Annotated in this window: 23 protein-coding genes and 1 pseudogene; 9 read left to right on the top strand and 15 right to left on the bottom strand. The window is 49.7% G+C overall.

Going from position 1 to position 26,309, the window contains the following annotated elements; genetic code table 11:
- Window positions 1-5: 5 nt before the first annotated feature.
- From sucA to sdhC, 5 genes and pseudogenes are all read right to left on the bottom strand, one after another.
- A complete protein-coding gene (gene sucA, locus K9N75_RS06950) occupies window positions 6-2,813 on the bottom strand; it encodes a 2-oxoglutarate dehydrogenase E1 component (RefSeq protein ID WP_008812783.1) in 2,808 nt (935 codons plus the stop codon).
- A 327-nt stretch (window positions 2,814-3,140) separates the two neighbouring features.
- Entirely contained in the window at window positions 3,141-3,857 is a 717-nt protein-coding gene (locus K9N75_RS06945; protein ID WP_004096588.1) for a succinate dehydrogenase iron-sulfur subunit, read from the bottom strand.
- A 50-nt stretch (window positions 3,858-3,907) separates the two neighbouring features.
- A complete protein-coding gene (gene sdhA, locus K9N75_RS06940; protein ID WP_039187093.1) occupies window positions 3,908-5,689 on the bottom strand; it encodes a succinate dehydrogenase flavoprotein subunit in 1,782 nt (593 codons plus the stop codon).
- A 1-nt stretch (window position 5,690) separates the two neighbouring features.
- Window positions 5,691-6,053, bottom strand: a complete 363-nt coding sequence (sdhD, locus tag K9N75_RS06935; protein WP_004096583.1) for a succinate dehydrogenase membrane anchor subunit — start codon at window positions 6,051-6,053, stop codon at window positions 5,691-5,693.
- Window positions 6,047-6,450 (bottom strand): annotated as a pseudogene (sdhC, locus tag K9N75_RS06930) (succinate dehydrogenase cytochrome b556 subunit). The gene sdhD and the pseudogene sdhC overlap by 7 nt, the downstream one beginning before the upstream one ends.
- An 817-nt stretch (window positions 6,451-7,267) precedes the next feature.
- Here sdhC and K9N75_RS06925 point away from each other — a divergent pair.
- Window positions 7,268-8,551 carry a citrate synthase gene (locus K9N75_RS06925; protein WP_008812781.1) on the top strand — a complete coding sequence of 428 codons (1,284 nt, stop codon included), beginning with the start codon at window positions 7,268-7,270 and terminating at the stop codon, window positions 8,549-8,551.
- A 69-nt stretch (window positions 8,552-8,620) separates the two neighbouring features.
- On the opposite strand, the gene nei is transcribed toward K9N75_RS06925, so the two are convergent.
- The 4 genes from nei to pxpB form a co-directional block, all read right to left on the bottom strand.
- Complete coding sequence (gene nei / locus K9N75_RS06920) at window positions 8,621-9,412, bottom strand: endonuclease VIII (RefSeq protein ID WP_224452392.1); 792 nt, start codon at window positions 9,410-9,412, stop codon at window positions 8,621-8,623.
- Window positions 9,413-9,481: 69 nt separating this feature from the next.
- Window positions 9,482-10,216, bottom strand: coding sequence for a 5-oxoprolinase subunit PxpA (gene pxpA / locus K9N75_RS06915; RefSeq protein WP_224452391.1), 735 nt, complete (start codon window positions 10,214-10,216; stop codon window positions 9,482-9,484).
- Complete coding sequence (pxpC, locus tag K9N75_RS06910; RefSeq protein WP_224452390.1) at window positions 10,209-11,138, bottom strand: 5-oxoprolinase subunit PxpC; 930 nt, start codon at window positions 11,136-11,138, stop codon at window positions 10,209-10,211. Before pxpC ends, pxpA begins: the two co-directional genes overlap by 8 nt.
- On the bottom strand, window positions 11,132-11,788 hold the full coding sequence (gene pxpB / locus K9N75_RS06905; RefSeq protein WP_008812777.1) for a 5-oxoprolinase subunit PxpB: 657 nt from the start codon (window positions 11,786-11,788) through the stop codon (window positions 11,132-11,134). Before pxpB ends, pxpC begins: the two co-directional genes overlap by 7 nt.
- A 299-nt stretch (window positions 11,789-12,087) precedes the next feature.
- Between pxpB and xapA the strand changes: the two genes are divergently transcribed.
- The 4 genes from xapA (at window position 12,088) to K9N75_RS06885 (ending at window position 15,963) form a co-directional block, all read left to right on the top strand.
- On the top strand, window positions 12,088-12,924 hold the full coding sequence (gene xapA, locus K9N75_RS06900; protein WP_130976188.1) for a xanthosine phosphorylase: 837 nt from the start codon (window positions 12,088-12,090) through the stop codon (window positions 12,922-12,924).
- A gap of 196 nt (window positions 12,925-13,120) precedes the next feature.
- The gene (gene tsgA / locus K9N75_RS06895) at window positions 13,121-14,335 is read left to right on the top strand and encodes an MFS transporter TsgA (RefSeq protein WP_039187103.1); all 1,215 of its coding nucleotides are present in this window, start codon (window positions 13,121-13,123) and stop codon (window positions 14,333-14,335) included.
- Between the two features lie 117 nt (window positions 14,336-14,452).
- Window positions 14,453-15,388, top strand: coding sequence for a LysR family transcriptional regulator (locus tag K9N75_RS06890; protein WP_048797489.1), 936 nt, complete (start codon window positions 14,453-14,455; stop codon window positions 15,386-15,388).
- A 239-nt stretch (window positions 15,389-15,627) separates the two neighbouring features.
- Window positions 15,628-15,963, top strand: a complete 336-nt coding sequence (locus tag K9N75_RS06885; RefSeq protein WP_004096550.1) for a zinc ribbon domain-containing protein YjdM — start codon at window positions 15,628-15,630, stop codon at window positions 15,961-15,963.
- A 57-nt stretch (window positions 15,964-16,020) separates the two neighbouring features.
- On the opposite strand, the gene K9N75_RS06880 is transcribed toward K9N75_RS06885, so the two are convergent.
- The 6 genes from K9N75_RS06880 to K9N75_RS06855 form a co-directional block, all read right to left on the bottom strand.
- The gene (locus K9N75_RS06880; protein WP_039187106.1) at window positions 16,021-16,764 is read right to left on the bottom strand and encodes a type 2 GTP cyclohydrolase I; all 744 of its coding nucleotides are present in this window, start codon (window positions 16,762-16,764) and stop codon (window positions 16,021-16,023) included.
- Between the two features lie 31 nt (window positions 16,765-16,795).
- Window positions 16,796-17,779: a 3',5'-cyclic-nucleotide phosphodiesterase gene (locus tag K9N75_RS06875; RefSeq protein WP_130961966.1), complete on the bottom strand. Its 984-nt coding sequence runs from the start codon at window positions 17,777-17,779 to the stop codon at window positions 16,796-16,798.
- Window positions 17,780-17,813: 34 nt separating this feature from the next.
- On the bottom strand, window positions 17,814-19,244 hold the full coding sequence (gene phrB / locus K9N75_RS06870; protein ID WP_130996645.1) for a deoxyribodipyrimidine photo-lyase: 1,431 nt from the start codon (window positions 19,242-19,244) through the stop codon (window positions 17,814-17,816).
- A 54-nt stretch (window positions 19,245-19,298) separates the two neighbouring features.
- Entirely contained in the window at window positions 19,299-20,246 is a 948-nt protein-coding gene (locus tag K9N75_RS06865) for a YbgA family protein (RefSeq protein WP_008812770.1), read from the bottom strand.
- Between the two features lie 200 nt (window positions 20,247-20,446).
- On the bottom strand, window positions 20,447-20,647 hold the full coding sequence (locus K9N75_RS06860; protein WP_004096533.1) for a YbfA family protein: 201 nt from the start codon (window positions 20,645-20,647) through the stop codon (window positions 20,447-20,449).
- A gap of 251 nt (window positions 20,648-20,898) precedes the next feature.
- Window positions 20,899-21,396 (bottom strand): hypothetical protein, encoded by a 498-nt coding sequence (locus K9N75_RS06855; protein WP_008812769.1) that lies wholly within the window; start codon window positions 21,394-21,396, stop codon window positions 20,899-20,901.
- A 259-nt stretch (window positions 21,397-21,655) separates the two neighbouring features.
- On the opposite strand from K9N75_RS06855, the gene kdpF reads away from it, so the two are divergent.
- The 4 genes from kdpF (at window position 21,656) to kdpC (ending at window position 26,291) form a co-directional block, all read left to right on the top strand.
- Window positions 21,656-21,745, top strand: a complete 90-nt coding sequence (kdpF, locus tag K9N75_RS22820; protein WP_020303872.1) for a K(+)-transporting ATPase subunit F — start codon at window positions 21,656-21,658, stop codon at window positions 21,743-21,745.
- Entirely contained in the window at window positions 21,745-23,433 is a 1,689-nt protein-coding gene (kdpA, locus tag K9N75_RS06845) for a potassium-transporting ATPase subunit KdpA (RefSeq protein WP_039187111.1), read from the top strand. The genes kdpF and kdpA overlap by 1 nt, the downstream gene beginning before the upstream one ends.
- A gap of 11 nt (window positions 23,434-23,444) precedes the next feature.
- Entirely contained in the window at window positions 23,445-25,511 is a 2,067-nt protein-coding gene (gene kdpB / locus K9N75_RS06840) for a potassium-transporting ATPase subunit KdpB (RefSeq protein WP_004096507.1), read from the top strand.
- A 183-nt stretch (window positions 25,512-25,694) separates the two neighbouring features.
- Window positions 25,695-26,291 (top strand): potassium-transporting ATPase subunit KdpC, encoded by a 597-nt coding sequence (gene kdpC, locus K9N75_RS06835; RefSeq protein ID WP_008812766.1) that lies wholly within the window; start codon window positions 25,695-25,697, stop codon window positions 26,289-26,291.
- The last annotated feature ends 18 nt before the right edge of the window (window positions 26,292-26,309 follow it).

Genomic DNA, 26,309 nt, shown 5'->3' with positions numbered 1-26,309 from the left:
TCTAGTTATTCCACGTTCAGCGCGTCGTTAACCAGATCCTGTTGCTGCTTCTGGTGAACCGACATATAACCCACAGCTGGCGAAGCCGATGCTGCACGCCCCGCATAACGCAACGATGCTCCAAAAGGAATCACTTCACGGAAGTTATGCTGGCTACAGTACCAAGCACCTTGGTTCAGTGGTTCTTCCTGACACCAAACAAAATCATGTACGTGAGCATAAGGTGCAAATGCATCCTGAATCGCCTGGTGAGGGAATGGATACAACTGCTCGATACGCACAATCGCCACGTCTTTCTGTTCATTCTTGCGACGTTGTTCCAACAGATCGTAATAGACCTTACCGGAACACATCACCACACGTTTCACGTCTTTTGGATCGATATCATCAATCTCGCCGATGACCGGCTGGAAGCTGCCGTTTGCTAGTTCTTCCAGAGAAGATACCGCCAACGGATGGCGCAGCAGAGACTTAGGCGACATCACGATGAGAGGACGACGCATTCCGCGCAGTGCCTGACGACGCAGCATGTGATAAACCTGAGCCGGTGTAGACGGAATACAGACCTGCATATTCTGATCTGCACACAGTTGCAGATAACGTTCTAGGCGCGCAGAGGAGTGCTCAGGGCCTTGGCCTTCATAGCCATGTGGCAGCAACATAACCAAACCACACAGACGCCCCCACTTCTGCTCGCCAGAGCTGATGAACTGGTCGATGACCACCTGAGCACCGTTGGCGAAGTCACCAAACTGCGCTTCCCAGATGGTCAACGTGCGCGGCTCTGCGGTGGCGTAACCATATTCAAAAGCCAGAACAGCGGCTTCAGACAGCACAGAATCCCATACTTTGAAGTCGCCCTGCCCGTTATGTACATTTTCCAGAGGAATATATACCGAACCATCTTTCTGGTTATGAATCACTGAGTGACGGTGGAAGAACGTACCACGCCCACAGTCCTCGCCAGAAATACGCACTGGTACACCTTCATCAACCAGCGTGGCGTACGCCAGATTTTCTGCCGCGCCCCAGTCAAACGGCTTGTTGCCTTCTGCCATCTCGGCACGGTCACCATAAATCTTGGCAACACGAGACTGCATTTCGACCGATTCAGGCGCACGACTGATGCGACGAGCCAAATCTTGTAAGCGTTTGAGCTCAACGGTGCTTGGATAAACCTCATCCCATTCATGGTTCAGGTACGGAGACCATGTAAAGGTGTGCATGTTCATTGGGCGCCATTCGTCCACCACGCACTCGCCGCGATCCAACGCATCACGATAAAGGTTAACCATTTCCGTGGCATCTTCGAGAGAGGCAACGCTCTGCTCGGTCAGCTTGTCAGCGTAGATTTTACGCGGGGTCGGATGTTTTTTGATTTTCTGGTACATCACTGGCTGAGTTGCACTTGGCTCATCAGCTTCGTTATGACCATGGCGGCGGTAGCACACCAGATCGATCATCACATCACGTTTAAAGGTGTTACGGAAATCGAGGGCCAGACGCGTCACAAAGGCAACGGCTTCAGGATCGTCCGCGTTCACATGGAAGATCGGCGCCTGAACCATTTTGGCAATGTCAGTACAATACTGAGTAGATCGCGCATCTTTCGGGTTAGAGGTGGTAAAACCGATTTGGTTATTAATCACGATACGAACGGTACCGCCCACTTCATAGCCACGCGCCTGAGACATGTTCAGCGTCTCCTGCACGATGCCTTGACCTGCAATGGCTGCATCACCGTGGATGGTAATAGGCAGGACCATATTGCTACGCGCTTCATCCAAACGATCGCGACGGGCGCGGACAGAGCCCATAACCACCGGACTGACAATTTCCAGATGTGACGGGTTAAAGGCCAGCGCTAAATGCACTAGACCGCCTTCGGTTTCGACGTCTGACGAGAAGCCCATATGGTACTTAACGTCGCCTGCACCGAGGTGTTCTTTATGTTTACCGGCAAACTCGTCGAACAGATCCTGCGGCTTTTTACCCAGCACGTTAATCAGCACGTTCAGACGACCGCGGTGCGCCATCCCTAGAACGGCTTCACGGGTGCCATTCTTACCGGCATGACGGATCAGTTCTTTGAGCATCGGTACCAACGCGTCGCCACCTTCCAGTGAGAAGCGTTTCGCGCCTGGGAACTTAGCGCCCAAATAACGCTCCAGCCCTTCCGCTGCGGTTAGTTCACGCAGGAAACGCTGTTTTTCTTCTTGAGTAAAGGAAGGCTGACCGACCACTGATTCCAAGCGCTGCTGAATCCAACGTTTTTCTTCAGTGTTGGTGATGTGCATATACTCTGCACCGATAGAACCACAATAAGTTTGCTTAAGTGCCTGATACAGATCGGACAGCTTCATGGTCTCTTTGCCGATGGCAAAAGAACCCACGTTGAAAGTCTGATCAAAATCTTCTTCAGTCAGGTTGTGGAAAGAGGGTTCCAGATCTGGCACCGCATCCTGTTTCCACAAGCCTAATGGATCCAGATTGGCTTGTTGATGACCACGGAAACGGAAGGCGTTGATCATCTGCAACACCTTGACCTGCTTAGCGTCCGTATCAGGGTCGTTTAGTGAGATATTAAACCGGGACGGGTCTTTCGCCAGACGACGGAAGTAGTCTCGAGTTTGGGAGTGGAATTGTTCCGATTTCAGGCCGATCGTCGGCAACTGTTGGAAAATTTCCTTCCAGCTCAGATCCACCGAGTCAGGATCGGTGAGATAGTCTTCATAGAGCTGCTCTATGTAGGACTGGTTTGCGCCCGCCAGATAGGAGGAATCCAGCCAGGCCTTCATTGCGCCGTTCTGCATCATGATCCCTTAAGCTGTTTTCAGCTTTAGTTTTCGCCGTGATAAACATCATGCTTTTAACAATTTCTCGCATCCAACCGAGTGTTATTAAAAACATTTATCGTAATTACATACAACGTAATTACTTTACCGTAACCATCTTATAGTAATTGCACCTATCGTCAGATGACTCTATGTGCTTTTTGTGACGAAGATACATCACCTGTTGCAAAAATGTGTCTTACGTCTAGGTGCTACCTATTGCAACCCCTCTTCCCTCCTCTTTCGAGGAGAGAGAGGTTTGCACAAATCCAACGCTAACCGTTGGAATCTTAAACAATTTAAGTGCTATGCACTACGATGCAGCAGCATAGACTTAATATGACCAATTGCACGGGTCGGGTTCAAGCCTTTTGGACATACATTTACGCAGTTCATGATGCTATGGCAGCGGAATACGCTGAAAGCGTCATCTAAATCGTCCAAACGGCTATCCGTTTCCGTATCTCGGCTGTCAATCAGGAAGCGATATGAGGCCAGCAACCCCGCAGGACCGATAAACTTATCTGGGTTCCACCAGAAGGATGGGCACGACGTTGAGCAGCATGCACACAGAATACACTCGTACAAACCGTCCAACTTTTCGCGCTGTTCTGGCATCTGCAGATGTTCACGTGCAGGCGGATTCTTACCATCATTGAGCAAATACGGCTTAATTTTTTCGTATTGGGTATAGAACTGGCCCATATCAACAACCAAGTCACGCACCACCGGCAGCCCTGGTAATGGGCGGATCACAATTTTTTTGCCCGCGCGCTGCAAGGTTGAGACGGGGGTAATGCAGGCTAAGCCGTTCTTGCCGTTCATATTCACGCCGTCAGAACCGCATACACCTTCACGGCAGGAGCGACGGAATGCTAACGTTGGATCTTGCTCCTTAAGCAAAATCAGCGCATCTAGCAGCATCATGTCGCGGCCTTCTTCGGCCTCGAGGGTGTAATCTTGCATCCGCGGCGCGTTATCGACGTCCGGGTTATAGCGATAAACTGAAAACTCTACTTTCATGACCGTTTCTCCGCAAAAAAGGGTAACTAACCGAGTAATTGATTAACCAATCAGTAAGTACGGATCTTCGGCGGGAACGCCGGACGTAACTTAGGTTCCATGTTCACGCTGCGGCGTGTCATGCTCTCGGTTTGCGGCAGATACAGGCTGTGGCACAGCCAGTTAGCGTCATCACGATCCGGGAAATCAAAGCGGCTATGTGCCCCACGGCTTTCGGTACGGAAATTCGCTGAAACTGCGGTCGCAAAAGCAGTTTCCATCAGGTTATCCAATTCCAGACACTCAACACGCTGAGTGTTGAAATCGCTAGAAGTATCATCCAGACGCGCATTTTTCAGACGCTCACGAATCACTTTCAGCTCTTCCAACCCTTTCGCCATCGCATCACCCTCACGGAATACCGAGAAGTTGTGCTGCATGCAGGATTGCAGGTCTTTACGAATTTGCACCGGATCTTCACCGCTGCGAGTGTTGTTCCAACGGTTCATACGATCCAGAGAGGCTTCAATATCCGATTCGCTAGCATCGCGACTTGGGCCTTGCTCCATCAAACATTCTTGCAGGTGTAGACCCGCTGAGCGACCGAACACCACCAAATCGAGCAGCGAGTTACCGCCTAAACGGTTTGCGCCGTGAACCGATACGCAGGCAATTTCGCCAACCGCAAACAGCCCCGGAATGACAACGTCTTCGCCCTTCTCATTAACCGTCAACGCCTGACCGGTCACTTTGGTCGGGATCCCGCCCATCATATAGTGACAGGTTGGGATCACAGGGATCGGCTCTTTCACCGGATCGACGTGAGCAAAGGTACGAGACAGTTCTAAGATCCCCGGCAGACGCGCTTCAAGTACATCTTTACCTAAGTGATCCAGCTTCAGTTTGGCGTGTGGCCCCCAAGGACCATCACAACCACGTCCTTCACGAATCTCAATCATGATGGAACGCGCAACCACGTCACGACCCGCCAGATCTTTCGCGTTTGGTGCATAGCGCTCCATGAAACGCTCACCGTGTTTGTTCAGTAGATAACCGCCTTCACCACGGCATCCCTCTGTGACCAGAACCCCTGCACCGGCAATACCGGTTGGGTGGAACTGCCACATTTCCATGTCCTGAACCGGTACACCCGCACGCAGCGCCATACCTACGCCATCACCGGTATTAATGTGCGCATTGGTCGTTGACTGATAAATACGACCTGCACCACCGGTAGCCAAAATGGTCGCTTTCGCTTTGAAATAAACGACTTCACCCGTCTCAATGCAGATGGCGGTGGTACCTACAACCGCGCCGTCTTGGTTTTTCACCAGATCCAACGCATACCATTCGGAGAAGATCGTGGTGTGGTTTTTCAGGTTTTGCTGATACAGCGTATGTAAAAGCGCATGACCTGTACGGTCAGCGGCGGCGGCGGTACGCGCCGCCTGCTCACCGCCGAAATTTTTCGACTGACCGCCAAATGGGCGCTGATAAATACGACCATCGTCCAAACGAGAGAACGGCAGCCCCATGTGCTCCAGTTCCAATATCGCTTCTGGGCCGGTTTTACACATATACTCAATGGCGTCTTGGTCACCGATATAGTCGGAACCTTTCACCGTGTCATACATGTGCCATTCCCAGTTATCTTCATGAGTATTACCTAGCGCAACCGTGATGCCACCCTGAGCGGAAACGGTATGAGAACGGGTTGGGAATACCTTAGATAACAGAGCACAAGACAGCCCCATTTGGGAAATTTGCAGTGCTGCGCGCATACCTGCACCACCAGCACCAATAACCACTGCATCAAATTCTCTGACTTCAAGACCACTAACTGACTGACTCATGTTAGGCACCCCACACAACTAATGTTCCATAAACCAAATAAACCACTAACGCGACAACGATAACCAGCTGCAAAATCAGCCGTAATGCCAGCGGTTTAATGTAATCCGTTAACACTTGCCACATACCAATCCAAGCGTGAGCCAAAATTGATACCAACGTGAGCACGGTAAAGACCTTAGTGATGTTTGATGCGAAAAATCCGCGCCAGATTTCGTAAGTAAGAGAGTCTGCGGTAAAGATAAAACCGAGGATATAGAGGACATATAACGTAATAACGATGGCCGCCGCACGTAGCAGTAACCAATCATGAACACCATTACGCCCTAAGGCAGATGCACTGCTTTTTGAGTTTGGGGTTACCATACGAGGACTCCAGCTAAAATAGAAAGTACGACGGTGATCGCAAATGAAATGTAAGCTGTGCGACTACCTGCGGCGAAACTCTCTTCGATATAGCCAAAATCCATCAGCATGTGACGAATACCACCACAGATGTGGTATGCCAATGCGGTGAGGATCCCCCACACAATGAATTTAACGATGAAGCTATCCATGACCGCTGCGGCTTGAGCAAACCCTTCAGGAGAAGCAAGAGAAAGGCCCAATAGCCAAAGCAGGATACCGATGGAAACAAAGGTAATCACACCTGATGCGCGGTGTAATATGGAGGCTATCGCAGTAACGGGAAATCGGATCGTTTGCAGATCCAGATTGACAGGTCTTTGTTTTTTGACATTTTTTATCATTATAGCGCCCACACAGCTCTTATTATTTTCCTTCCTCCGGGCCTGGGCGGGGTCAAGCAGCGTATCCCCTTCCTACTTGGCATTGCTGCAACGTTAGCCGCGTTCGTTCCCCAGTTGCACCAATAGGTAGGTTTACTGAGATTCTCTCGCTTGCTGCCTTTGCGCAACCCCAATAAGTTTGGGTATAAAATCCTTTACGTTACACGCCAACAGCTTCCACTGTGCTAAAACGGCGCGCTCCATATTCACGCTGGGTGCTCCAACTTCAGGGCAGTTTCTTAGAGGGTACAACCCTAGAAAAACAGAAAGTCCCGGAGACCTGGCGGCAGTATAGAAGCATCACATTTTGATTACAATTCGAATACAACCTGAATAAAGACATTTGACCGGAACAGTGATATGAGTCACGAAATTAACAAATACGACAAAATTAATTACATGATTTGACAAGGAATCAACATTTCCGTTACAACAGAGTGGCGAATAGACCTACGTTGTACTATTGATGAGCAAACTCTTTCCCCCAGCGCAAAGTTATGCAACAGTGGAATATGTGAATACCCATAGGTTTAACGTAGGCAATAATTAATTATGTTATAAAGAATACCAACGAATCGTTAACATTCTAAACATCGACGAGCGAGTAGTCGTCGAACGACGAACTGGCCGTTAGCAGGATAAATTGCACTCTGTACCCTATAATTTAAGACCGCCACGAAAATCGACGGTGGTCAGCAGGGCGCGAAGAACCGCTAACAGGGAGGCTAGTACCCAATATCGGTGAGTCGGTCGTTAATGGTTCTTAAATCTAGAGGCGCTAAGGAGACTGTAATGGCTAACAAGAAAGCGACGCTAACGCTAAACGGTTCTGAAACGATTGAACTTGATGTGCTTTCCGGCACATTGGGCGGCGAAGAAATTGATATTCGCAGTTTGGGTTCAAAAGGCTACTTCACGTTTGACCCAGGATTTACATCCACGGCCTCTTGCGAATCAAAAATCACCTATATCGACGGTGATGAAGGCATTTTGCTGCACCGCGGCTTCCCTATCGACGAGTTGGCCAAAAACTCCAACTACCTCGAAGTTTGTTACATTCTGCTGTATGGCGAAGCGCCAACACCGGAAGAGTATGAAACGTTCAAAACCACCGTTACGCGCCACACCATGATCCATGAGCAGATTACTCGTCTGTTCCACGGTTTCCGTCGCGACTCTCACCCAATGGCGGTAATGTGCGGCGTCACCGCCTCTTTAGCAGCGTTCTATCACGACTCTCTGGACGTTAACAACGAGCGTCATCGTGAAATTGCAGCGTATCGCCTGTTATCAAAAATGCCGACGTTGGCGGCGATGTGCTACAAATATTCACTCGGCCAACCGTTTGTTTATCCAAAGAATAACCTCTCCTATTCCGGCAACTTCCTGAATATGATGTTCTCAACACCGTGTGAAGAGTATGTAGTGAATCCAGTTCTGGAACGCGCCATGGATCGCATTTTAATCCTGCACGCTGACCATGAGCAGAACGCATCGACCTCCACCGTGCGTACCGCCGGTTCTTCTGGCGCAAACCCATTTGCCTGTATCGCAGCCGGTATCGCATCTCTTTGGGGGCCAGCGCACGGCGGAGCCAACGAAGCCGCGTTGAAAATGCTGGAAGAGATCAGCTCAGTCGATCACATCCCAGAATTTGTGCGCCGAGCTAAAGACAAGAACGATTCTTTCCGCCTGATGGGCTTTGGTCATCGTGTTTATAAAAACTATGATCCACGCGCTACCGTGATGCGTGAAACCTGTCATGAAGTGTTAAAAGAGCTGAATCTGCAAGATGACCTGCTGGAAGTGGCCATGGAGTTGGAGCACATCGCGCTGAACGACCCGTACTTCATTGAGAAGAAACTGTATCCAAACGTAGATTTCTACTCAGGTATTATCTTGAAAGCGATGGGTATTCCGTCTTCCATGTTTACCGTCATCTTTGCCATGGCACGTACCGTAGGCTGGATCGCTCACTGGAACGAAATGCACGACGACGGCATCAAAATTGCTCGTCCTCGTCAGCTGTATACCGGTTATGACAAACGTCCGTTTGAGTCTAAGCTGAAGAAGTAATTTAAGAAATCGATACGCTATAACCCCACCGCATTTTACTGTTCGGTGGGGTTATTTTTTATATCAACCTTAACGCTGACAATTCGGGCACCAGTAAAAGGGCCGCGAAGATATCATTGTTTTTTCAATCATCTGCCCGCAGCGCAAACAAGGTTCACCGGCGCGGTGAAACACCTTGAACTGAAAAAGCGCGCCATGATGCACATCTTCGTCCATGGTGCCACGCGTGTTATACGAAAGACGTGGAATCTCCAGCAAAGCATGAGACAAATGCTCCAGCTGTTCAGGACGCAATGATTGAGCATTATGGGTCGGCGCCAATTCAACATCCCATAAAATCTCAACCCGTAGGTAATTACCTAGCCCCGCCAAGAAGCGCTGATCCAGCAATAACCCACCAAACTGACGACGACGAAATGCCGGCAGCATCAAACGCTCTTTTACCTGTTCAGCCGTTAGGCATAAATCAAGAACATCGGGCCCAACGCGTTGTAAAAACGGATGCTGAGCAATCTCCTCTCGTGGCGCAATAGTGATATCAGAGGCACTATAAAGCAGGATCGCTTGATCCTCTGTTTCAAGGCGCACACGCAGATCGCGCTTCGTATTCGGCGTTTCTCCAGCAGCAACAATTTTCCATACGCCGTACAGTTGATTGTGACTATACATGGTTAAACCATTGGAAAAGTGCGTCAGCAGCGCTTTACCCCGCGTTTCGATATCTTCGATTTTTTCGCCAATCAACTGAGGCTGATAATGCTTTAACTGAGGAAATGCGAACCACACTTCGGTTAACGGTTTACCCACCACGGCATCCGTTAACTTGTCCGCCGCACGACGAATTTCTGGCCCTTCAGGCATGGCTCCACTCTCTTACACCAGACGACAACATGTCGCCAGAATAGCGCGATTGGTTACGGAGTCAAAACTTCAGCCCGCGCCCACCTCGATACCCTGTTGCAAGAAATGCTGGCGAAGTAACTGAGCGAAAGCAAGAACATGCATGTTATCACCATGTAAACAAACCGTGTCCGCCTGCACTGGTACCCTATCACCTTGTGGTGTCACAATCTGATTGTGCTGCACCATCATCAAAGTATGACGTAACGCCTGTTGATCGTCAGTAATCAGCGCATCAGGCTGGCTACGCGGTACCAGAGTGCCATCGGCTTGATAGTTACGATCGGCAAAAACTTCCTGCCACGTGGTCAGCCCCAATAGCTTTCCGGCGCGGATCATCTCACTGCCCGCTAACCCAACCAAACGCAAAGCAGGATCAAAATCAAACACGGCATGGGCAATTGCGTAAGCCAGTTGAGGTTCGACCGCCGCCTGATTATAAAGCATGCCATGTGGCTTTACGTGCCGTAACCTAACCTCGAGCGCAAGGCAATGGCGGTTTAGCGCGTTCAGTTGCTCCATCACCAATTGATAGACCTCGTCTGGGGACAACGTCTGCCGACGCCGACCAAAGTTAGCCCGATCGAGAAAGCTCGGATGCGCCCCCACCGCGACACCCAACTCTTTTGCCCAGAGGACAGATTGATGCATAGTGGCATCATCACCAGCATGATATCCACAGGCGATATTTGCTGAGCTCACCAACGTTAACAGCGCGTAATCATTGGCACAGCCTTCCCCCAAATCAGCATTGAGATCAATCACCCTGTAATCCTCTCTCAAGTTGACGCAGATAGATTTTTTGTTCTTTATAGGCCTGCTGTGCTTCGGCCAGCGTACAGCGAATGAAATGGATCGGTTCTCCCAAACGGATTTGGGCGAGGTGATAGAGATCGGCCTCGATCACGCAGGCAATACGTGGATAACCACCGGTTGTCTGGGCATCGGCCATTAATACTATCGGCTGGCCACCGTGTGGAACCTGAATCACGCCGGGTAACAGCCCATGTGCAAACATTTCACGTGAACTACTACGTCTGAGCACATGGCCGTTTAAGCGATATCCCATGCGGTTGCTCTGAGGGCTAAGGTGCCACGGTGTACGCCAGAAAAACGCCTGCTCTTCTGGACTAAACTCTTGATATTCAGGACCAGGCAGCACACGGATATAGTTATTGAACAGCAATTGTTTAATACCCTGCGATTTTTGCGGAACACGCCGAACCTCGCCAAGCGGCAAAACATCGCCATCTTTCAGCCTTCTCCCGTCTAAGCCACCAAAACCACCGGTCAGATCGGTACTCCGCGAGCCGAGCACCTTGGGTACATCAATACCGCCACTCACCGCAAGATAGCTGCGCATTCCACGCTTCGGGCGATGCAAGACTAAACGCTGCCCCGCGCAAACTGGGTAGTTCCACCCCGTCCATATACGCTGTTTATCCAAATACGCGTCGCATCCTGCCCCTGTTAACGCCATCCAACCATCACGGGTGAATTCTACCGTGCATTCGCCGAGAGTGACTTCAAGCCCCGCATCAGTACCTCTATTTCCCACCAGTAAATTAGCGGCGTACAACGCAGGAGCATCAAGCGCACCGCCCAAGCTAACGCCCTGCCCACGTAAACCGTTACGCCCCTGATCCTGCACCGTTGTTTGTAATCCAGCGCGAATAATGTTCAGCATACTCCCTCCTTTTGCGGGACAAAGCGCACGCTATCGCCGGGACGTAATAACGTCGAAGGTGATGCATGGGGATCAAATAACGCCAGTGGCGTATTGCCGATAATCTGCCAGCCCCCCGGCGAGGCCAGAGGATAAACGCCGGTATGGCTACCACCGATACCTACCGATCCTTGCGGAACCTTCACTCGCGGCACCCCTCGTCTCGCGGTGTGTAAGGCTTCAGGCAAACCGCCAAGGTAGCCAAAACCGGGCTGAAATCCGAGGAAATACACCACATATTCTGCACTGCTATGTAGCTCAACCACTTGGCGCTCGGTGAGTCCGTGAAACAGCGCGACCTCTTCCAAATCAGGCCCTTCTGCGCCGCCATAAACGACTGGAATATCAATATGACGCACTTCTGGCTGTACGGACTCGCTCTCTTCCCACCACTGTTGCAATTTGTCTAAAACCTCAACCGGTTCAGTCTCCGGCACAGAGAGCAGCAGCGTAATATTGTTCATTCCGGGAATCACTTCCGACACATTGGGATATTCACGCAGCCGAGTCGCTAATGACCAAATACGCTTCTGGCTTTCTAACGATAATGGTGGCTCAAGTTCTAACACCGCCGCGCGTTCACCTAACAGATAACACCGTGCTTTTTGCAAGACAGCCTCCCTATGGACGTAACCCCAAATTATCAGCTACTACGTTAACTTATGCGCAAAGACAGCACTGTCGTCAATACGTGAGCCAGTGAGATTCAGATCACATAACGACAATTTGGTTTGGCAACAAAAAACTTTGCTTCATACCGCCCGCACTCACAATCCTCTGAATCTGAAATATAAATTACGCTAAATTGCGATCAATACGATTTCCGAATCAATCAACGCATTTTTAAAATTGGATTGCCAATCGAAGCCATACACACAATGCGGGCATACCTTTCCTCTTGGAGTCGATTATGTCTTTCTCTCATTGTGACAACTTTCCCTTTCACGCCGCCGAAATCATCCGCGCAGCCAAGCCGAACTTTCAGCCACGTATCGCACTGATCCTCGGCTCCGGCTTAGGCGTATTTGCCGACCAACTCGACAACAAAACCGCCATTTCGTATCAAGACCTACCCGGTTTTCCGGTAAGCACCGTCGTCGGCCATGCCGGTGAACTCGTTTTAGGCTCTATCAACGGCGTAGACGTAGTTTGTATGAAAGGGCGCGGCCATTTTTACGAAGGCAAAGGCATGGGCATCATGACCCCAGCGGTGCGCACCTTTAAACTTTTAGGCTGCGAGTTTCTGTTCTGCACTAACGCTGCGGGTTCACTGAACACGGGAATCCCAGCGGGCAGCTTGGTCGCACTGAACGATCACATTAACACGATGCCATCCACACCGCTGGTAGGACCGAACGATGAACGTTTTGGCCCACGTTTCTTCAGTCTAGCCAATGCGTATGACGCTGAGCTACGCGGTCGTCTACACCAAACGGCGTCCTCCTTGGATCTCAAACTTCACGAAGGCGTATTTGTTTCCTATCCAGGACCTAATTTCGAAACGGCCGCTGAAATCCGCATGATGCAGATGATTGGCGGCGACGTGGTTGGAATGTCAGTGGTACCGGAAGTGATTGCCGCTCGCCATTGTGGACTGAAAGTGCTGGCCGTTTCCGCCATCACCAACATGGCTGAAGGCCTCAGCGACGTCGAGCTATCTCATGAACAAACGCTGAAATGTGCGGCGATGGTGACAGATGATTTTGTTCGCCTGATCGGTACTTTCGTTGCGGGTTACGCTAATTAATACAGATAAATAGCGGGCAGGATAAGCGTAATACCCTCGTTTAAGAGATCGCGCTACACGGTGATTGGCATAGGGTTAGGCGTTCTGGCGGCTAACGCGGCTATGGCCCATCCCTACCATTCACCGTAAATCGAGCTTCAACGAAAATGTTACAGCATAAGCCCGTATCATTTGCTCTCCTATGTGGAGTTTCGCTATGACAGAGTCATCTTTCTCTCGCGTGAATATGAACGCGATTTCTTACCTCAGTTACTACTTTGTCGGTGCGCTAGTTTCAACGCTCGGCATCGTACTTGGCCCACTGTGCGACGCATTTCATAAAGACTACAGTTTCATTGGCCAAGTATTTACTCTGATGAACCTCGGGATGTTCCTGCCAATTATGCTTGGCGGCATTTTGATGAAAAAATGGGGACTGCAAAAACCGCTCATCGTAGCGTCTGTTATCACCATTATTGTCAGCATATTGTTATTCATAAGTCCAACGCTGACCGTCTTCAGCGTTGCAGTCACGCTTATCGGGGCATGCGGTGGTGTGTTTATGACCATCGGTAGCTATCTGGTTGTACGCATCAATCCTGAAGAAAAGAAACGCTCCTCCAGCCTGATTTTTACTGATTTTTTCTTCAGTTTAGCAGGCGCGACGCTCTCTATCGTTTTAGCATGGGTGTTTAAACTCGGCGCAAACTGGTTAGCCATGTATGCCATTATGGGCGCGATTGGCGCACTGATGTTATCTATCGCCCTGCGCAGTCGTTTCCCAACCACTGAAGCCCCAGTAGAAACTTCGAATCAGCACGCAAAAGCAACTGCCGAATCATGGGGACCCGCCGTTTATTTATTGTGCTTTGCGCTCTTTGCCTTCTTATTGGCTGAGCCGATTTTCACCATGTGGACACCAACCTACCTGCAAGATCGCTTCCACATGACGCAACAAGATGCAGCATTGTTTGCTGCATGCTATTGGTGGGCGAAAGCAACAGGACTGTTTGTGAATCAGTTCACAGTCAAGCTCATGAAGCTACGCACTTTCCTGCTAGCGTGTACGGTTGTTGGCATGGCATCAATTTTAGTCATCACGACCAGCGCAAATACCCAATTGATTATGGTGGCATGTGGTGTCTTTGGCTTCTTTAATTCGGGGCTTTTCTCAGGGCTAATGAGCTATGGTTCTCTTCAGGTTCGCCAGAGTCCACCCACGCTGATCTCTGCGCTACTGACCTGCGGTACCGTGGGCACACTGTTATTTGCAACCGTATCTTCACTGATGAATTCTTACTACGGACTTCATTGGGCGCTGGGCACTGCGGCAATCTCTTATGCACTGCTACTCATTGCGCTACTCGCCGCGATGGCATGCAGCCGAGCAGAAAAAATCGCTCAGACTCAGTCGATAGAGCCTAGCCTATAACATTAAGATCCAGCCTCCCCTTTACATCGAGGGGAGGTATTGTTGGCTTGCGGATTGACTCCCTTTGCCGCTATCTGCATTATGCGGCTATCCTCCTTTTATCAACTCAGGCTTGTGATGCCCAATACCCCAATCGCTCAGCTTGCCAGTAACGTACATAGCAATGGCCGCATCAGCCTACGGATGCTACGTTATTTTCAAGTGCTCGCCGATGAACTGCATTTTGGTCGCGCAGCCGCACAGCTCAATATATCTCAGCCGCCGCTCAGTACTCAGATCAAAGAGTTAGAGGATATTCTTGAGATCAAACTCCTTGAGCGCAACAGCAGAAAAGTCGCACTAACCCATGCCGGACGAGTGCTTAAAACCGAGGTCGATCGCATTCTAAGTGCTACCGAAACCTCACTGAATTATGTCCGCCAGATTGGACGAAATGAAAACCAGCATTTAAACATCGGCATTATCGGCACTGCGCTGTGGGGAGCGCTACTGCCCGCCTTGAAAGCATTCCGCGTTGACTACCCACATGCAACATGGACGCTGCACGAACTTCCACAACAGCGCCAAATTGAACAAATCATGCAGCACACGATCGATATTGGCATCAATCGCAACGTAGCGATTCAATCGACGCCAAACATCAGCTATCAACATATTTCTCGTGAATCGGTGATGGTGGCTTTGTTAGAACATGATCCGTTATGTCAGTTTGAAAGCCTCGATTTGATGCAGCTCGCCGAGCGCCCTTTTATTTCCCTTTCATTCAGTCACAGCGATTTTGCCCAGCAACTTTACGATTATTGCGTGCAAACGGGATTCTACCCGCTGATCGCTCAGCAGGCGATGGAACCGCAGACCGTACTGGCCTTGGTCAGCGCAGGACTAGGTATTGCTTTGCTGCCTGAAACCTGTTCACTGATTCACTGGCCGGGCGTCAAATTTATGCCGCTTAATCAGCAAATTCCCGCAGATCTCTACGCGCTCTATCTTAGGGAGCACCAATCCCCCATCGCCCATGCATTTTTACAAGCGCTAGGCAAAATGACCGAATAGCGACCACAAACTGCGCAAGATGCTATATTTACGTTATAAGAAAGCACCTAATCGCGATCTTTTTAACATAAATCATTTTCGATACTGGTCAAAAGTTGTATGATCGCGCGCTTTGCAGATCCGCCCTGCGGACCTCCTGCTAGATCCCAACGTGGCTTAAGAAACGCTAATAAGTTTGGGCATCAATCAACACGATAGCAGTGCTGCATTTTTTAATTTCTGTTTAAGGCGACATTATCATGCAATTACCAAGCTGCCCGAAGTGCAACTCTGAATACACCTATCAGGACAACGATATGTACATCTGCCCTGAGTGTGCCTATGAGTGGAATGACAGCGCTCCCGCAGAGGAAAGCGATGAGCTTGTCGTAAAGGATGCTAACGGCAACCTGCTGGTTGATGGCGATTCCGTCACCGTTATCAAAGATCTAAAAGTGAAAGGCAGTTCTTCCATGCTGAAAATCGGCACCAAAGTGAAGAACATCCGTTTGGTTGAAGGTGACCATAACATCGATTGCAAAATCGATGGTTTCGGCCAAATGAAGCTGAAATCTGAGTTCGTTAAAAAGAACTAAAATAGTCTCCGTTGCTGCTCATGGGCGTCAGCAGCAACGGAGCATCCTCCCGCCAATTTATGCGGGGTTGGGAATATCGATAAACTTCACGTCTAGCCCATGTTCGGTGGCTAACCACTCACCTAATGCACGAATTCCGCCACGCTCGGTCGCATGATGACCTGCAGCAAAGAAATGCAGCCCCATTTCACGCGCAATATGAATAGTTTTCTCTGAAACTTCACCGCTGATAAAGGCATCTACGCCAAACTCAGCCGCCTGTTCGATATAGCTCTGACCACCACCGGTACACCAAGCAACGCGACGGATCTCCAGCGGAGCATTATCGCCGCTGTGCAATACGCTGTGCTGGAGCTTACGCTCCAAGCGGCCAATGACTTCACCAGCGCTCATTGGTTGTTCAAACTCGCCATAGGGCAGCAATGGATCGATCAATCCCAGTGGTTTGATTTTCATTGCACGTGCCAGTTGAGCGTTATTCCCCAGCACCGGATGTGCATCCAGTGGCAGATGATAGCCATACAGATTGATATCGTTAATTAACAGCGTCTTCAAACGATGGCGACGCATACCGCGCACCGTTGGGGCATCATTTTTCCAGAAATAACCGTGATGCACTAAAATGGCATCGGCCTGCTCTGCGACGGCCGCATCTAGCAACGCCTGACAGGCCGTCACTCCGGTGACCACTTTTTTGATCTCCTGACGGCCCTCAACCTGTAAACCGTTAGGTGCATAATCACGAAACTCATCGGCACTTAGATGTCGATCGAGCAATTTTTCTAGTTCAATATTGTTCATAACGTCTATTCACGAATATTTGATTTAAGAATTAGAACTCGGCTTTATCGCCTTGTTGCATATATATAAAATTAACCCCGAGCGAATTTCCTTCGCTCAGCTGTTGTTGAATCAGCGCCAGTGGATCTTTACCCGCCACCATCGTGGATTTTATATGGCTAACCACGACGGGAAAATCTTTGAGCGCCCCCTCTCCACCGCTGTATTTCTCAAGATTCTTCAGCTCAGAAAGTAGCAACTTAGGCGTTAAATGCCCAAAGAGTTTCTTGTCAGGCTGCTGATTATCATAAGAGGTTTCGATAATCATGCCCTTGAGAGATTTTTGCTGAATCAGAGGTCCTAAAACCCGCCAAACAGCATCAAGGTTTTTAGACTTCTCTTGAGCATCCGCACCAGTATCACCAAAATAAGCGAACGATTCACCACGAGGGGAATGAATTAGCAGCATCGATGATACAGTTCCATCATGGCTTAGCGGATAGATGACGCCCCGCATCGACGTAGTCCCTAACGTAAATATCTGCCCCACACGCGGCGCATTAATGCGATAAGTCCCTAGTCGCTCACCGTTGCCCGAATCACTAAAGTTTGGCCAACTTTTCCAGTTAAAATAGTGGTTATGCAACGTATTGGCACTATCGGCTAAGCTATAAACCGTTTTTTTCTTGTCATCTGGGGAGCCAAGAACTAAACCAGCTACATGATCGAGATGCGGATGGCTAATGAAATAAGCATTAATCTGCTCACGGAAAACGTAACCCTGCTGAGTGAGCGGAGCCGCTTTTTCCGCCGTAACATCAGGGAAACTGCCTTTCTCAACGCCCTTAGCAATGCCGGTGAGAACGCTGCCTGCGTCCAATGCAATATAACGCGCATCACCATCGGTACGAATAAGGTAAGACGTTAAGTTATCGCCAGATGCTCCCCCTTGAGTCCCCAGGGCGACAACGTCAAAACCGGCCCAGGTAAATGCGGAATAACCCGCCAGCAACACCGCTATCAGTGTCTTTCGCATGTGGTATATGCTCCTTGCAGTGAAGCTGGAAATATCAGCCTGCGCGCCGCTTAGCGTCCTCAAAAGCCTGAAGAGTCTGCTTACGCGCTAGAGCGTGATCCACCAGCGGTTGAGGGTAGTCTAACACGCGGCATTGTTTCATCGCCCATTGATGCGGGTGATGGATATCACTGTCTGGCACATCTGCCAACTCTGGGAGCCAGCGACGGATGAAATCGCCTTTTTTATCAAAGCGCTCCCCCTGTGTCGTGGGGTTAAAAATGCGAAAATAAGGTGCAGCATCCGTTCCCGAGGAAGCGGCCCATTGCCATCCACCGTTGTTGGCTGCCAGATCGCCGTCTACCAACTGTGACATAAAATAACGCTCGCCAGCGCGCCAGTTAATCAACAGATCCTTAACCAAAAAACTGGCCACAATCATACGCAGACGGTTATGCATCCAGCCGGTGTGATTCAGTTGCCGCATGGCGGCATCCACAATCGGATAGCCCGTTTTTCCCTGCTGCCACGCCGTCAAATGTTCAATATCACCGCTCCAACGAACATGATCAGTCCACGCGATAAACGGCTTATGGCGGCACAGTTTTGGATACGCGACCAATAAATGACGATAAAACTCTCGCCAAACTAGCTCATTGAGCCAAACAAACGCGCCGCTCTCTCCATCTTCCAACGTATCTGGGCACTCGGCTAACAAACGATTCAAGCACTGACGCGGTGACAAAACACCAACGGCTAGATAGGGGGAAAGAACACTGGTTCCATCAACAGCCGGAATATCTCGCTGCTGAGCATAATCCTGAACATGCTCGCGACAAAAAACACGCAGCCTCTGTAATGCAGCCTCTTCCCCAGCGGGGAAGAGCACAGAATCTAGACCCTGCTGGGAATAATCAAACGGTTTGATTTCACTCATTTCACAGGCTTGATCTCTTGTTTTCGGCGCAGGTAAAGATCGCACATCCGAATGAGTCAAACGTTGCAAAAAAGCGTTACGAAAGGGAGTAAATACTTTGTACATCTCTCCGCTACCGGTCACAACGCTGCCCGGCGGAAGTAATAAAGCATCATCAAATGAGTGAATCCCACAAACTTCGGCTAACAGCTCGGTCACTGCATCATCGCGACGCCGCTCATTAAGCTCATACTGGCGGTTGTAAAATAGATCGGTAACTTCATTTTTTTGGCAGAAATCGACCAACCATTTAGCGCTCGCGGTGAAGTCAGTGCACTGATGATAAAACAGTGGAATGTTTTTCCCTGCGAGCGCATGCACCAAACACTGCAGATTCTGATGAATAAACGCCGCCTGACGCGGCGCCATATCATGCTGCTTCCACTGTTCAGGCGTTGCGATATACACAGCAATAACCTTAGCCTGCGGATCTTGGCAGGCCGCATGCAGAGCTCGGTTATCGGTTATCCTCAAATCATTACGAAACCAGACAACATGTGTGGCAGTCATTACTTTTCCTTGTCGGTGTGTATCCAAAATAATCCGTACCGCATTGAGATAATCCTAATGCCCGTAACGTAGACGCAGCACTTCAGGATACGGATCAAAATAACGCTGCCCCGCAAGGTAGCTGTCAGGATATTCATTCAGATAGTGACGCAGAAGCGTAATCGGTGCTAATAAGGGCTGAGTACCTTGACGATAACGCAGGATTAAATCAGCCAACTCCTGCCGCTGGCTACTGGTAAGCTGGCGACGGAAATAACCCTGAACGTGTTGCAAAACGTTAGTGTGATTGCGGCGCGAAGCCTTGTGCTTCAGCAACGCCATAAAGCGGTTACGGTATTCATACGCATATTCGTCTAAAGACTCCCACTGCTCCATGGCTGCAACAAAACGTCCCAGCTCGCGATATTCAGGCTGCGAATGCGCCAGCAACGAGAGTTTATAACGGCTGTGGAAGGCAACCAGAGCACCGCGCGTTAGCCCTTGTTGCCAAAGCTGGTTGAACTCATGCAGGGCATAAATACGCTCGACAAAATTCTCACGCAAATCGGGATCGTAAAGTCTCCCATCCTCTTCCACCGGTAACCACGGCAGCCGTTCCATCAACTGCTGTGTAAAGATTCCCACCCCGCTTTTACGCGCATCGTGCTCGGTATAAACCTTAACTCGCTCCATGCCACAGCTTGGTGATTTAGCACACACGATATATCCACACAGATGCTCAAGGCTGGCCACTTTCTGCTTTGAAAACTCACGCATTTTCTGCGTAACATCCCCTTCCCCATCACGGCTGTTGACCAAAGCCACATCATCTCCCTGCTTAATCAAGCGCAGAGTGGGTCTTGGCGAAGGTAAACCTATTGCCATCTCAGGGCAGATCGCTTCGAAGCGTACGAATGGAGCAAGCTCATCAACGGCAAAAGGTAGGCGTTTATGCCCACCATCGAAACGAACATTCTCACCGAGTAAACAGGCACTCACACCTACTGGAATTTTTTCTGTCATCGCGCACCTCTGTTATCAATGTTTTATGGATTGTGCTCTTTCAGTGTAGGCGCTGACAGAGATGAATTACACCAAGGAAAGGTAGGGATATGAACAATCAACGCTAAACCAAACAGAAAAAGCCTTTTACCGATCTCAGATAACAAAAAACCACCTACGATGAGGTGGTTTTTTCACGTTAGAAGCTGACCTAACTGTAATTAATAAAAATCTGCCGTTACCTGCTCAGACTGCGCCAGCCAGACTGGCTTGTCACTGGTTTTTGACCAGACACGGTGAAGGTAGCTATAAAAACGTGCGCGATCGCTACGGAATAACATGACCGGAAGAGCCAAAACACCGGCAATAACCACTCCACAACGACGCAGGAGAATTCGAGATAATGAATACTGTTGGTACATATACTCCTCCTTAAAACGTAGCTGTTTCCCTGAAGGAAGGTAAAGCAAACAAAAGCAGCGAACGTTATAAATTAAAATGTTTCGTAAACAGGCTTGCCTGTAATCTGAACAAAATATTACCTCAATCGCTGAAAGTTTACTACTCATCCGACCACTATATTTGGTGTTTTTTTCACCTTCATTGTTACTTCATGTAATTTTGTTACCACATAGTTAAATATTAACTTAACATTAGTTATTTTATGGATACATTAAATTAACAAAAACTGAGAAAAATAGGCATCCAGCACTTCTTCACTGAACAGTGACGACTCAATCAAGCACAACAGGCACACTTCATACCCATTAAATAAATACAAAACCAACCATGAAAAGCCTCTTAACACCCTAAGCTCTGTGCCTCCTAACCCGACGGCTAAATGCGTTAACCTTCTTTTCAGCTCAGGCTCATTGGTTTTTTCATTAAGTAAAAGTCGGCCTGAACTTGGAAACTGCTTTAATGGCAAACATAGCGTTTTCCAAACCTGAGCCGCTTGTTCACTTTCATTGGCTTTCAGCCGATTCATCTGGCGATTAAACAGTAATGCCGAGAGCAATAACGGCGTAGTCGCTCTATCTAACATCAACCGCTGGGTTGCAGAATGAGATGACGTACAAATAAATTTCTGGATTTCCTGCTGCTGAAGCGCAATTTGCGTCTGCTGTAGTAACGCATATAAAAAAGTATGTATCTGATAAACCGCCAGCATGACTTATCTCCTTTATGTCTCAAACGGGATGGCGTCACCATAATGCGCGGAAAAGAGGTGTTCCACTGGCTATCGTGATATTTGCGAAAAGCATTCCACTCATTTTTTCTGATTACAGTGCGCTTGCAAAATGCCCAGATACAGACCGTTTTTTCATCATTTTTATACTTTTTTTACACCCCACCCCGCCCTTTTTACGTTATTTATTTACTTAATTATCTAGGCTAAGCAGTATCAAAAATGCCTTGGGAGAGGTTGTATGAATATCGGGGTGATCGCCTGCGCCATACTTGTTGTATTGCTGCTGGCCTATCTAATCTACGCACTGTTCAACGCGGAGGAGTTCTAATGGCTGCTTCTGCGTTTCTGCTCATCGCCGTGTTTCTTGTGGTGCTTTTTGCCTTAGCGCTGCCTTTGGGACGCATGTTAGCGCGTTTGATTGATGGCGAACCTTTTGTTGCTATGCGCCGTTTCGAAAATGGCCTATGGCGCTGCTGCGGGATCCTTCCGCAAGAAATGACGTGGTTACAGTATCTGTTAGCCGTCATGGCGTTTAACCTGCTCGGCCTATTCGTTCTGTTCATTCTGTTGATGACACAAGGCGTACTACCGCTGAATCCACAGCACATGCCGGGGCTATCTTGGGACTTAGCGCTGAATACCGCCGTGAGCTTCGTCACCAACACTAACTGGCAGGCATACAGCGGCGAAAACACACTCAGCTACTTTAGCCAAATGGCCGGTTTAAGCGTACAAAACTTCCTTTCCGCTGCGACAGGGATTGCCGTTGTATTTGCCCTTATCCGTGGTTTCGCACGTCATTCAGCGACAACATTAGGGAATGCTTGGGTTGATATATTCCGCATCACTGTTTATGTGCTGCTGCCAATCTCTATCATTATTGCGTTGTTTTTCGTCAGCCAAGGCGTACTGCAAAACCTGCACGGCTACGTGACAGTCCACACGCTTGAGGGAAGCACTCAGTTACTGCCTATGGGCCCGGTTGCCTCACAAGAGGCCATAAAACTGCTCGGCACCAACGGTGGCGGTTTCTTTGGATCTAACTCATCTCATCCATTCGAAAACCCCACTGCACTCAGCAACATGGTTCAGATGCTGGCCATTTTCTTAATACCAGCAGCACTCTGCTTTGCATTCGGACAGAGTGTGGGTGAAAACCGCCAAGGCCATACGCTGCTTTGGGCCATGAGCCTGATTTTTATCGTTGCCGTGATCGTCGTGATGTACGCCGAGTTGCAAGGAAATCCGCACTTATCGGCCTTAGGCGCAGACAGCAACTTCAATATGGAAGGTAAAGAGACTCGCTTCGGTATTTTGGCCACCGCGATGTATTCGGTAGTCACCACCGCTGCTTCATGTGGCGCAGTTAATGCTATGCACGACTCTTTTACTGCTCTCGGTGGCATGGTGCCAATGTGGCTAATGCAGATCGGTGAAGTCGTCTTTGGCGGTGTCGGTTCAGGCCTTTACGGCATGCTTTTATTCGTTCTCCTGACCGTCTTTATTGCGGGTTTGATGATTGGCCGTACACCGGAATATCTGGGTAAAAAAATCGAAGTTTTCGATATGAAGATGACCGCCGCCGCCATTTTGGTCACCCCTGCGCTAGTGCTGATAGGTAGCGCTGTTGCATTGATGACCGATGCAGGACGCGCAGGCATTCTCAACCCCGGCGCGCACGGATTTAGCGAGGTGCTTTACGCACTCTCCTCTGCCGCCAACAACAACGGCAGTGCTTTTGCTGGGTTAAGCGTCAACACACCGTTCTACAACGTACTGTTGGCCATTGCCATGTTCTTGGGTCGCTTTGGCGTCATCATTCCGGTTATGGCAATCGCAGGTTCTCTGGTAGCGAAAAAGCGCCAGCCGGCAGGTAACGGAACGCTTCCCACACAGGGCGCACTGTTCATCGGTTTGTTAGTCGGAACAATTTTGCTGGTCGGCGCACTGACGTTTATCCCCGCTCTGGCGTTAGGTCCGGTGGCTGAACACCTGCAAGTTTGGTTAACACGTTGAGAGATAAAATAATGACTCGTAAACAACGCGCGTTGTTCGAACCAAAACTGGTCCGTACCGCTATCAAAGATGCCTTTAAAAAATTAGATCCACGCATTCAGTGGCGAAACCCGGTGATGTTTGTGGTGTATTTGGGCAGCATTCTCACCACCATCATCTGGCTCTCTATTCTTATTGGGCAAAGCGAAGGCAGCGCCGCCTTTACCGGCAGCGTGGCTATTTGGCTATGGTTTACCGTGCTGTTTGCCAACTTTGCCGAAGCACTGGCTGAAGGCCGCAGCAAAGCTCAGGCCGAAAGCTTGAAAGGTGTAAAAAAAACCAGTTGGGCGAAAAAGTTAGCCTCTAGCGAACACGACGCTGCGCAGGAAAAGGTTTCTGCCGATTCACTGCGCAAAGGCGACATTGTGTTGGTTGAAGCAGGTGACACCATTCCATGCGATGGCGAAGTGATTGAAGGAGGGGCATCGGTCGATGAAAGCGCCATCACCGGTGAGTCTGCACCGGTTATCCGCGAATCCGGCGGTGACTTCTCCTCTGTGACAGGCGGTACACGCATCCTATCTGACTGGCTGGTGATCCAATGCACGGTGAATCCAGGAGAGACATTCCTAGATCGCATGATTGCGATGGTTGAAGGCGCAAAACGCCGTAAAACCCCTAACGAGATAGCGCTCACCATTTTATTAATTGCTTTAACGCTGGTGTTCTTGCTGGCTACCGCGACGCTGTATCCGTTCTCTCTATTCAGCGCCGAAGCGAGTCAAGTTGGAGTTCCGGTGACGATCACCGTATTGGTGGCGCTGCTAGTCTGCTTAATTCCAACCACCATCGGCGGATTGCTATCAGCCATTGGCGTGGCAGGTATGAGCCGGATGCTAGGCGCTAACGTCATCGCCACCAGTGGGCGTGCGGTAGAAGCCGCCGGTGACGTGGATGTGTTGCTGCTGGACAAAACCGGCACGATTACGCTGGGTAACCGCCAAGCTACCGAATTTCTACCGGTACCCGGTGTAAGCGAAGAAGAGCTCGCCAGCGCAGCACAGTTGGCTTCTCTGGCCGATGAAACGCCTGAAGGGCGCAGCATCGTCGTTCTAGCCAAGCAACGCTTTAACTTACGTGAACGCGATTTACATGCGCTGGGTGCCACCTTTGTGCCCTTCTCTGCGCAAACCCGCATGAGCGGCGTAAACGTTCAGGGAAGGATGATCCGCAAAGGCTCGGTTGATGCCATTCGCCGCCACGTAGAATCCAATCAGGGGCAATTTCCACGCGCCGTTGATGAACGCGTAGAAAGCGTGGCTCGCACCGGCGGTACACCGCTGGTGGTGGCTGAAGATGGCCGCATTCTCGGCGTAGTCGCGCTGAAAGATATTGTGAAAGGCGGTATCAAAGAGCGCTTCTCTGAACTGCGCCGTATGGGGATCAAAACGGTGATGATCACCGGTGATAACCGTTTAACCGCCGCGGCTATCGCTGCGGAGGCTGGCGTCGATGACTTCTTAGCCGAAGCGACTCCCGAAGCCAAATTAGCCCTCATCCGCCAGTATCAAGCGGAGGGACGTTTGGTCGCCATGACCGGCGACGGCACCAACGATGCGCCAGCGCTGGCACAGGCTGATGTTGCGGTTGCAATGAACTCAGGGACTCAGGCGGCTAAAGAAGCCGGCAACATGGTTGATTTGGACTCCAACCCAACCAAACTGATTGAAGTGGTGCATATCGGTAAACAAATGCTGATGACGCGTGGCTCACTGACCACATTCAGTATTGCCAACGACGTAGCGAAGTATTTTGCCATTATTCCGGCAGCGTTCGCGGCTACCTATCCACAGTTAAATGCGCTTAACGTTATGCATTTAACATCGCCAGCGTCTGCGATTATGTCAGCGGTTATTTTCAACGCCCTGATCATCGTATTCCTGATCCCGCTGGCGCTTAAAGGTGTGAGCTATAAACCCCTCAGCGCTAGCGCCCTGCTGCGCCGTAACCTGTGGGTTTACGGTGCGGGTGGATTACTGGTGCCATTCATCGGCATCAAGCTGATAGACATGCTGCTAACCGTCTGCGGTTTAGCTTAATACAGACTCGCTGATGCTAAGCGTTTAACAGATCGAGATACACGGGGATTTCACACCGTGGAGGCTTAAGCGGCGTTGCCACTGCGACCTCATCGGTGTACCTCCCCTAAAATCAGACTTCAGAAAGCGCGATTACGCTCTGAGGCTGTTTTTAGCAAAGTCTATAATGTTAAGGAATCAATAATGTCGCTACTACGTCCATCCATCATGATGATGTTGATTTTAACCGCAATCACCGGGATCGCTTATCCGTTGCTGACCACCGGTTTGGCTCAGGTGATGTTCAATTCGCAGGCCAACGGTTCCGTGATTGAACACGAAGGCGTTGCCGTCGGTTCCCGCTTGATTGGACAAAACTTTACCCAAGCGAAATATTTTTGGGGGCGTCCATCAGCCACCGCAGATACACCGTACAATCCACAGGCCTCTGGCGGCAGTAATCTGGCGGTATCCAATCCACAGCTGGATAAAAATCTGCAAGCACGTGCAACATTATTACGTCAGGCTGACCCGCTGGCGCCAGCCTCTATTCCTGTCGATCTGATGACCAGCTCAGGCAGCGGTTTAGATCCACATATCTCTCCACTGGCAGCCTATTATCAAGCAGAGCGCGTTGCTAAAGCACGAGACCTACCACTAGCCAGCGTTGAAAAATTAATTGCCTTGAATACCAAACGCAGCATGCCGAATTTCATTGGCCAACCGGTTGTGAACGTGTTGGAACTGAATATGGCACTGGATGCGTTATTGCCCCACAATACCACTGGCAACCCATCGTAAGCCGCAAGTAAAAAGAGA

Source organism: Hafnia paralvei (assembly GCF_020150375.1).
Taxonomy (GTDB): Bacteria; Pseudomonadota; Gammaproteobacteria; order Enterobacterales; family Enterobacteriaceae; genus Hafnia; species Hafnia paralvei.
Note: the sequence above shows the minus strand (reverse complement) of the source record. Positions and strands in the feature narration are given on the sequence as shown.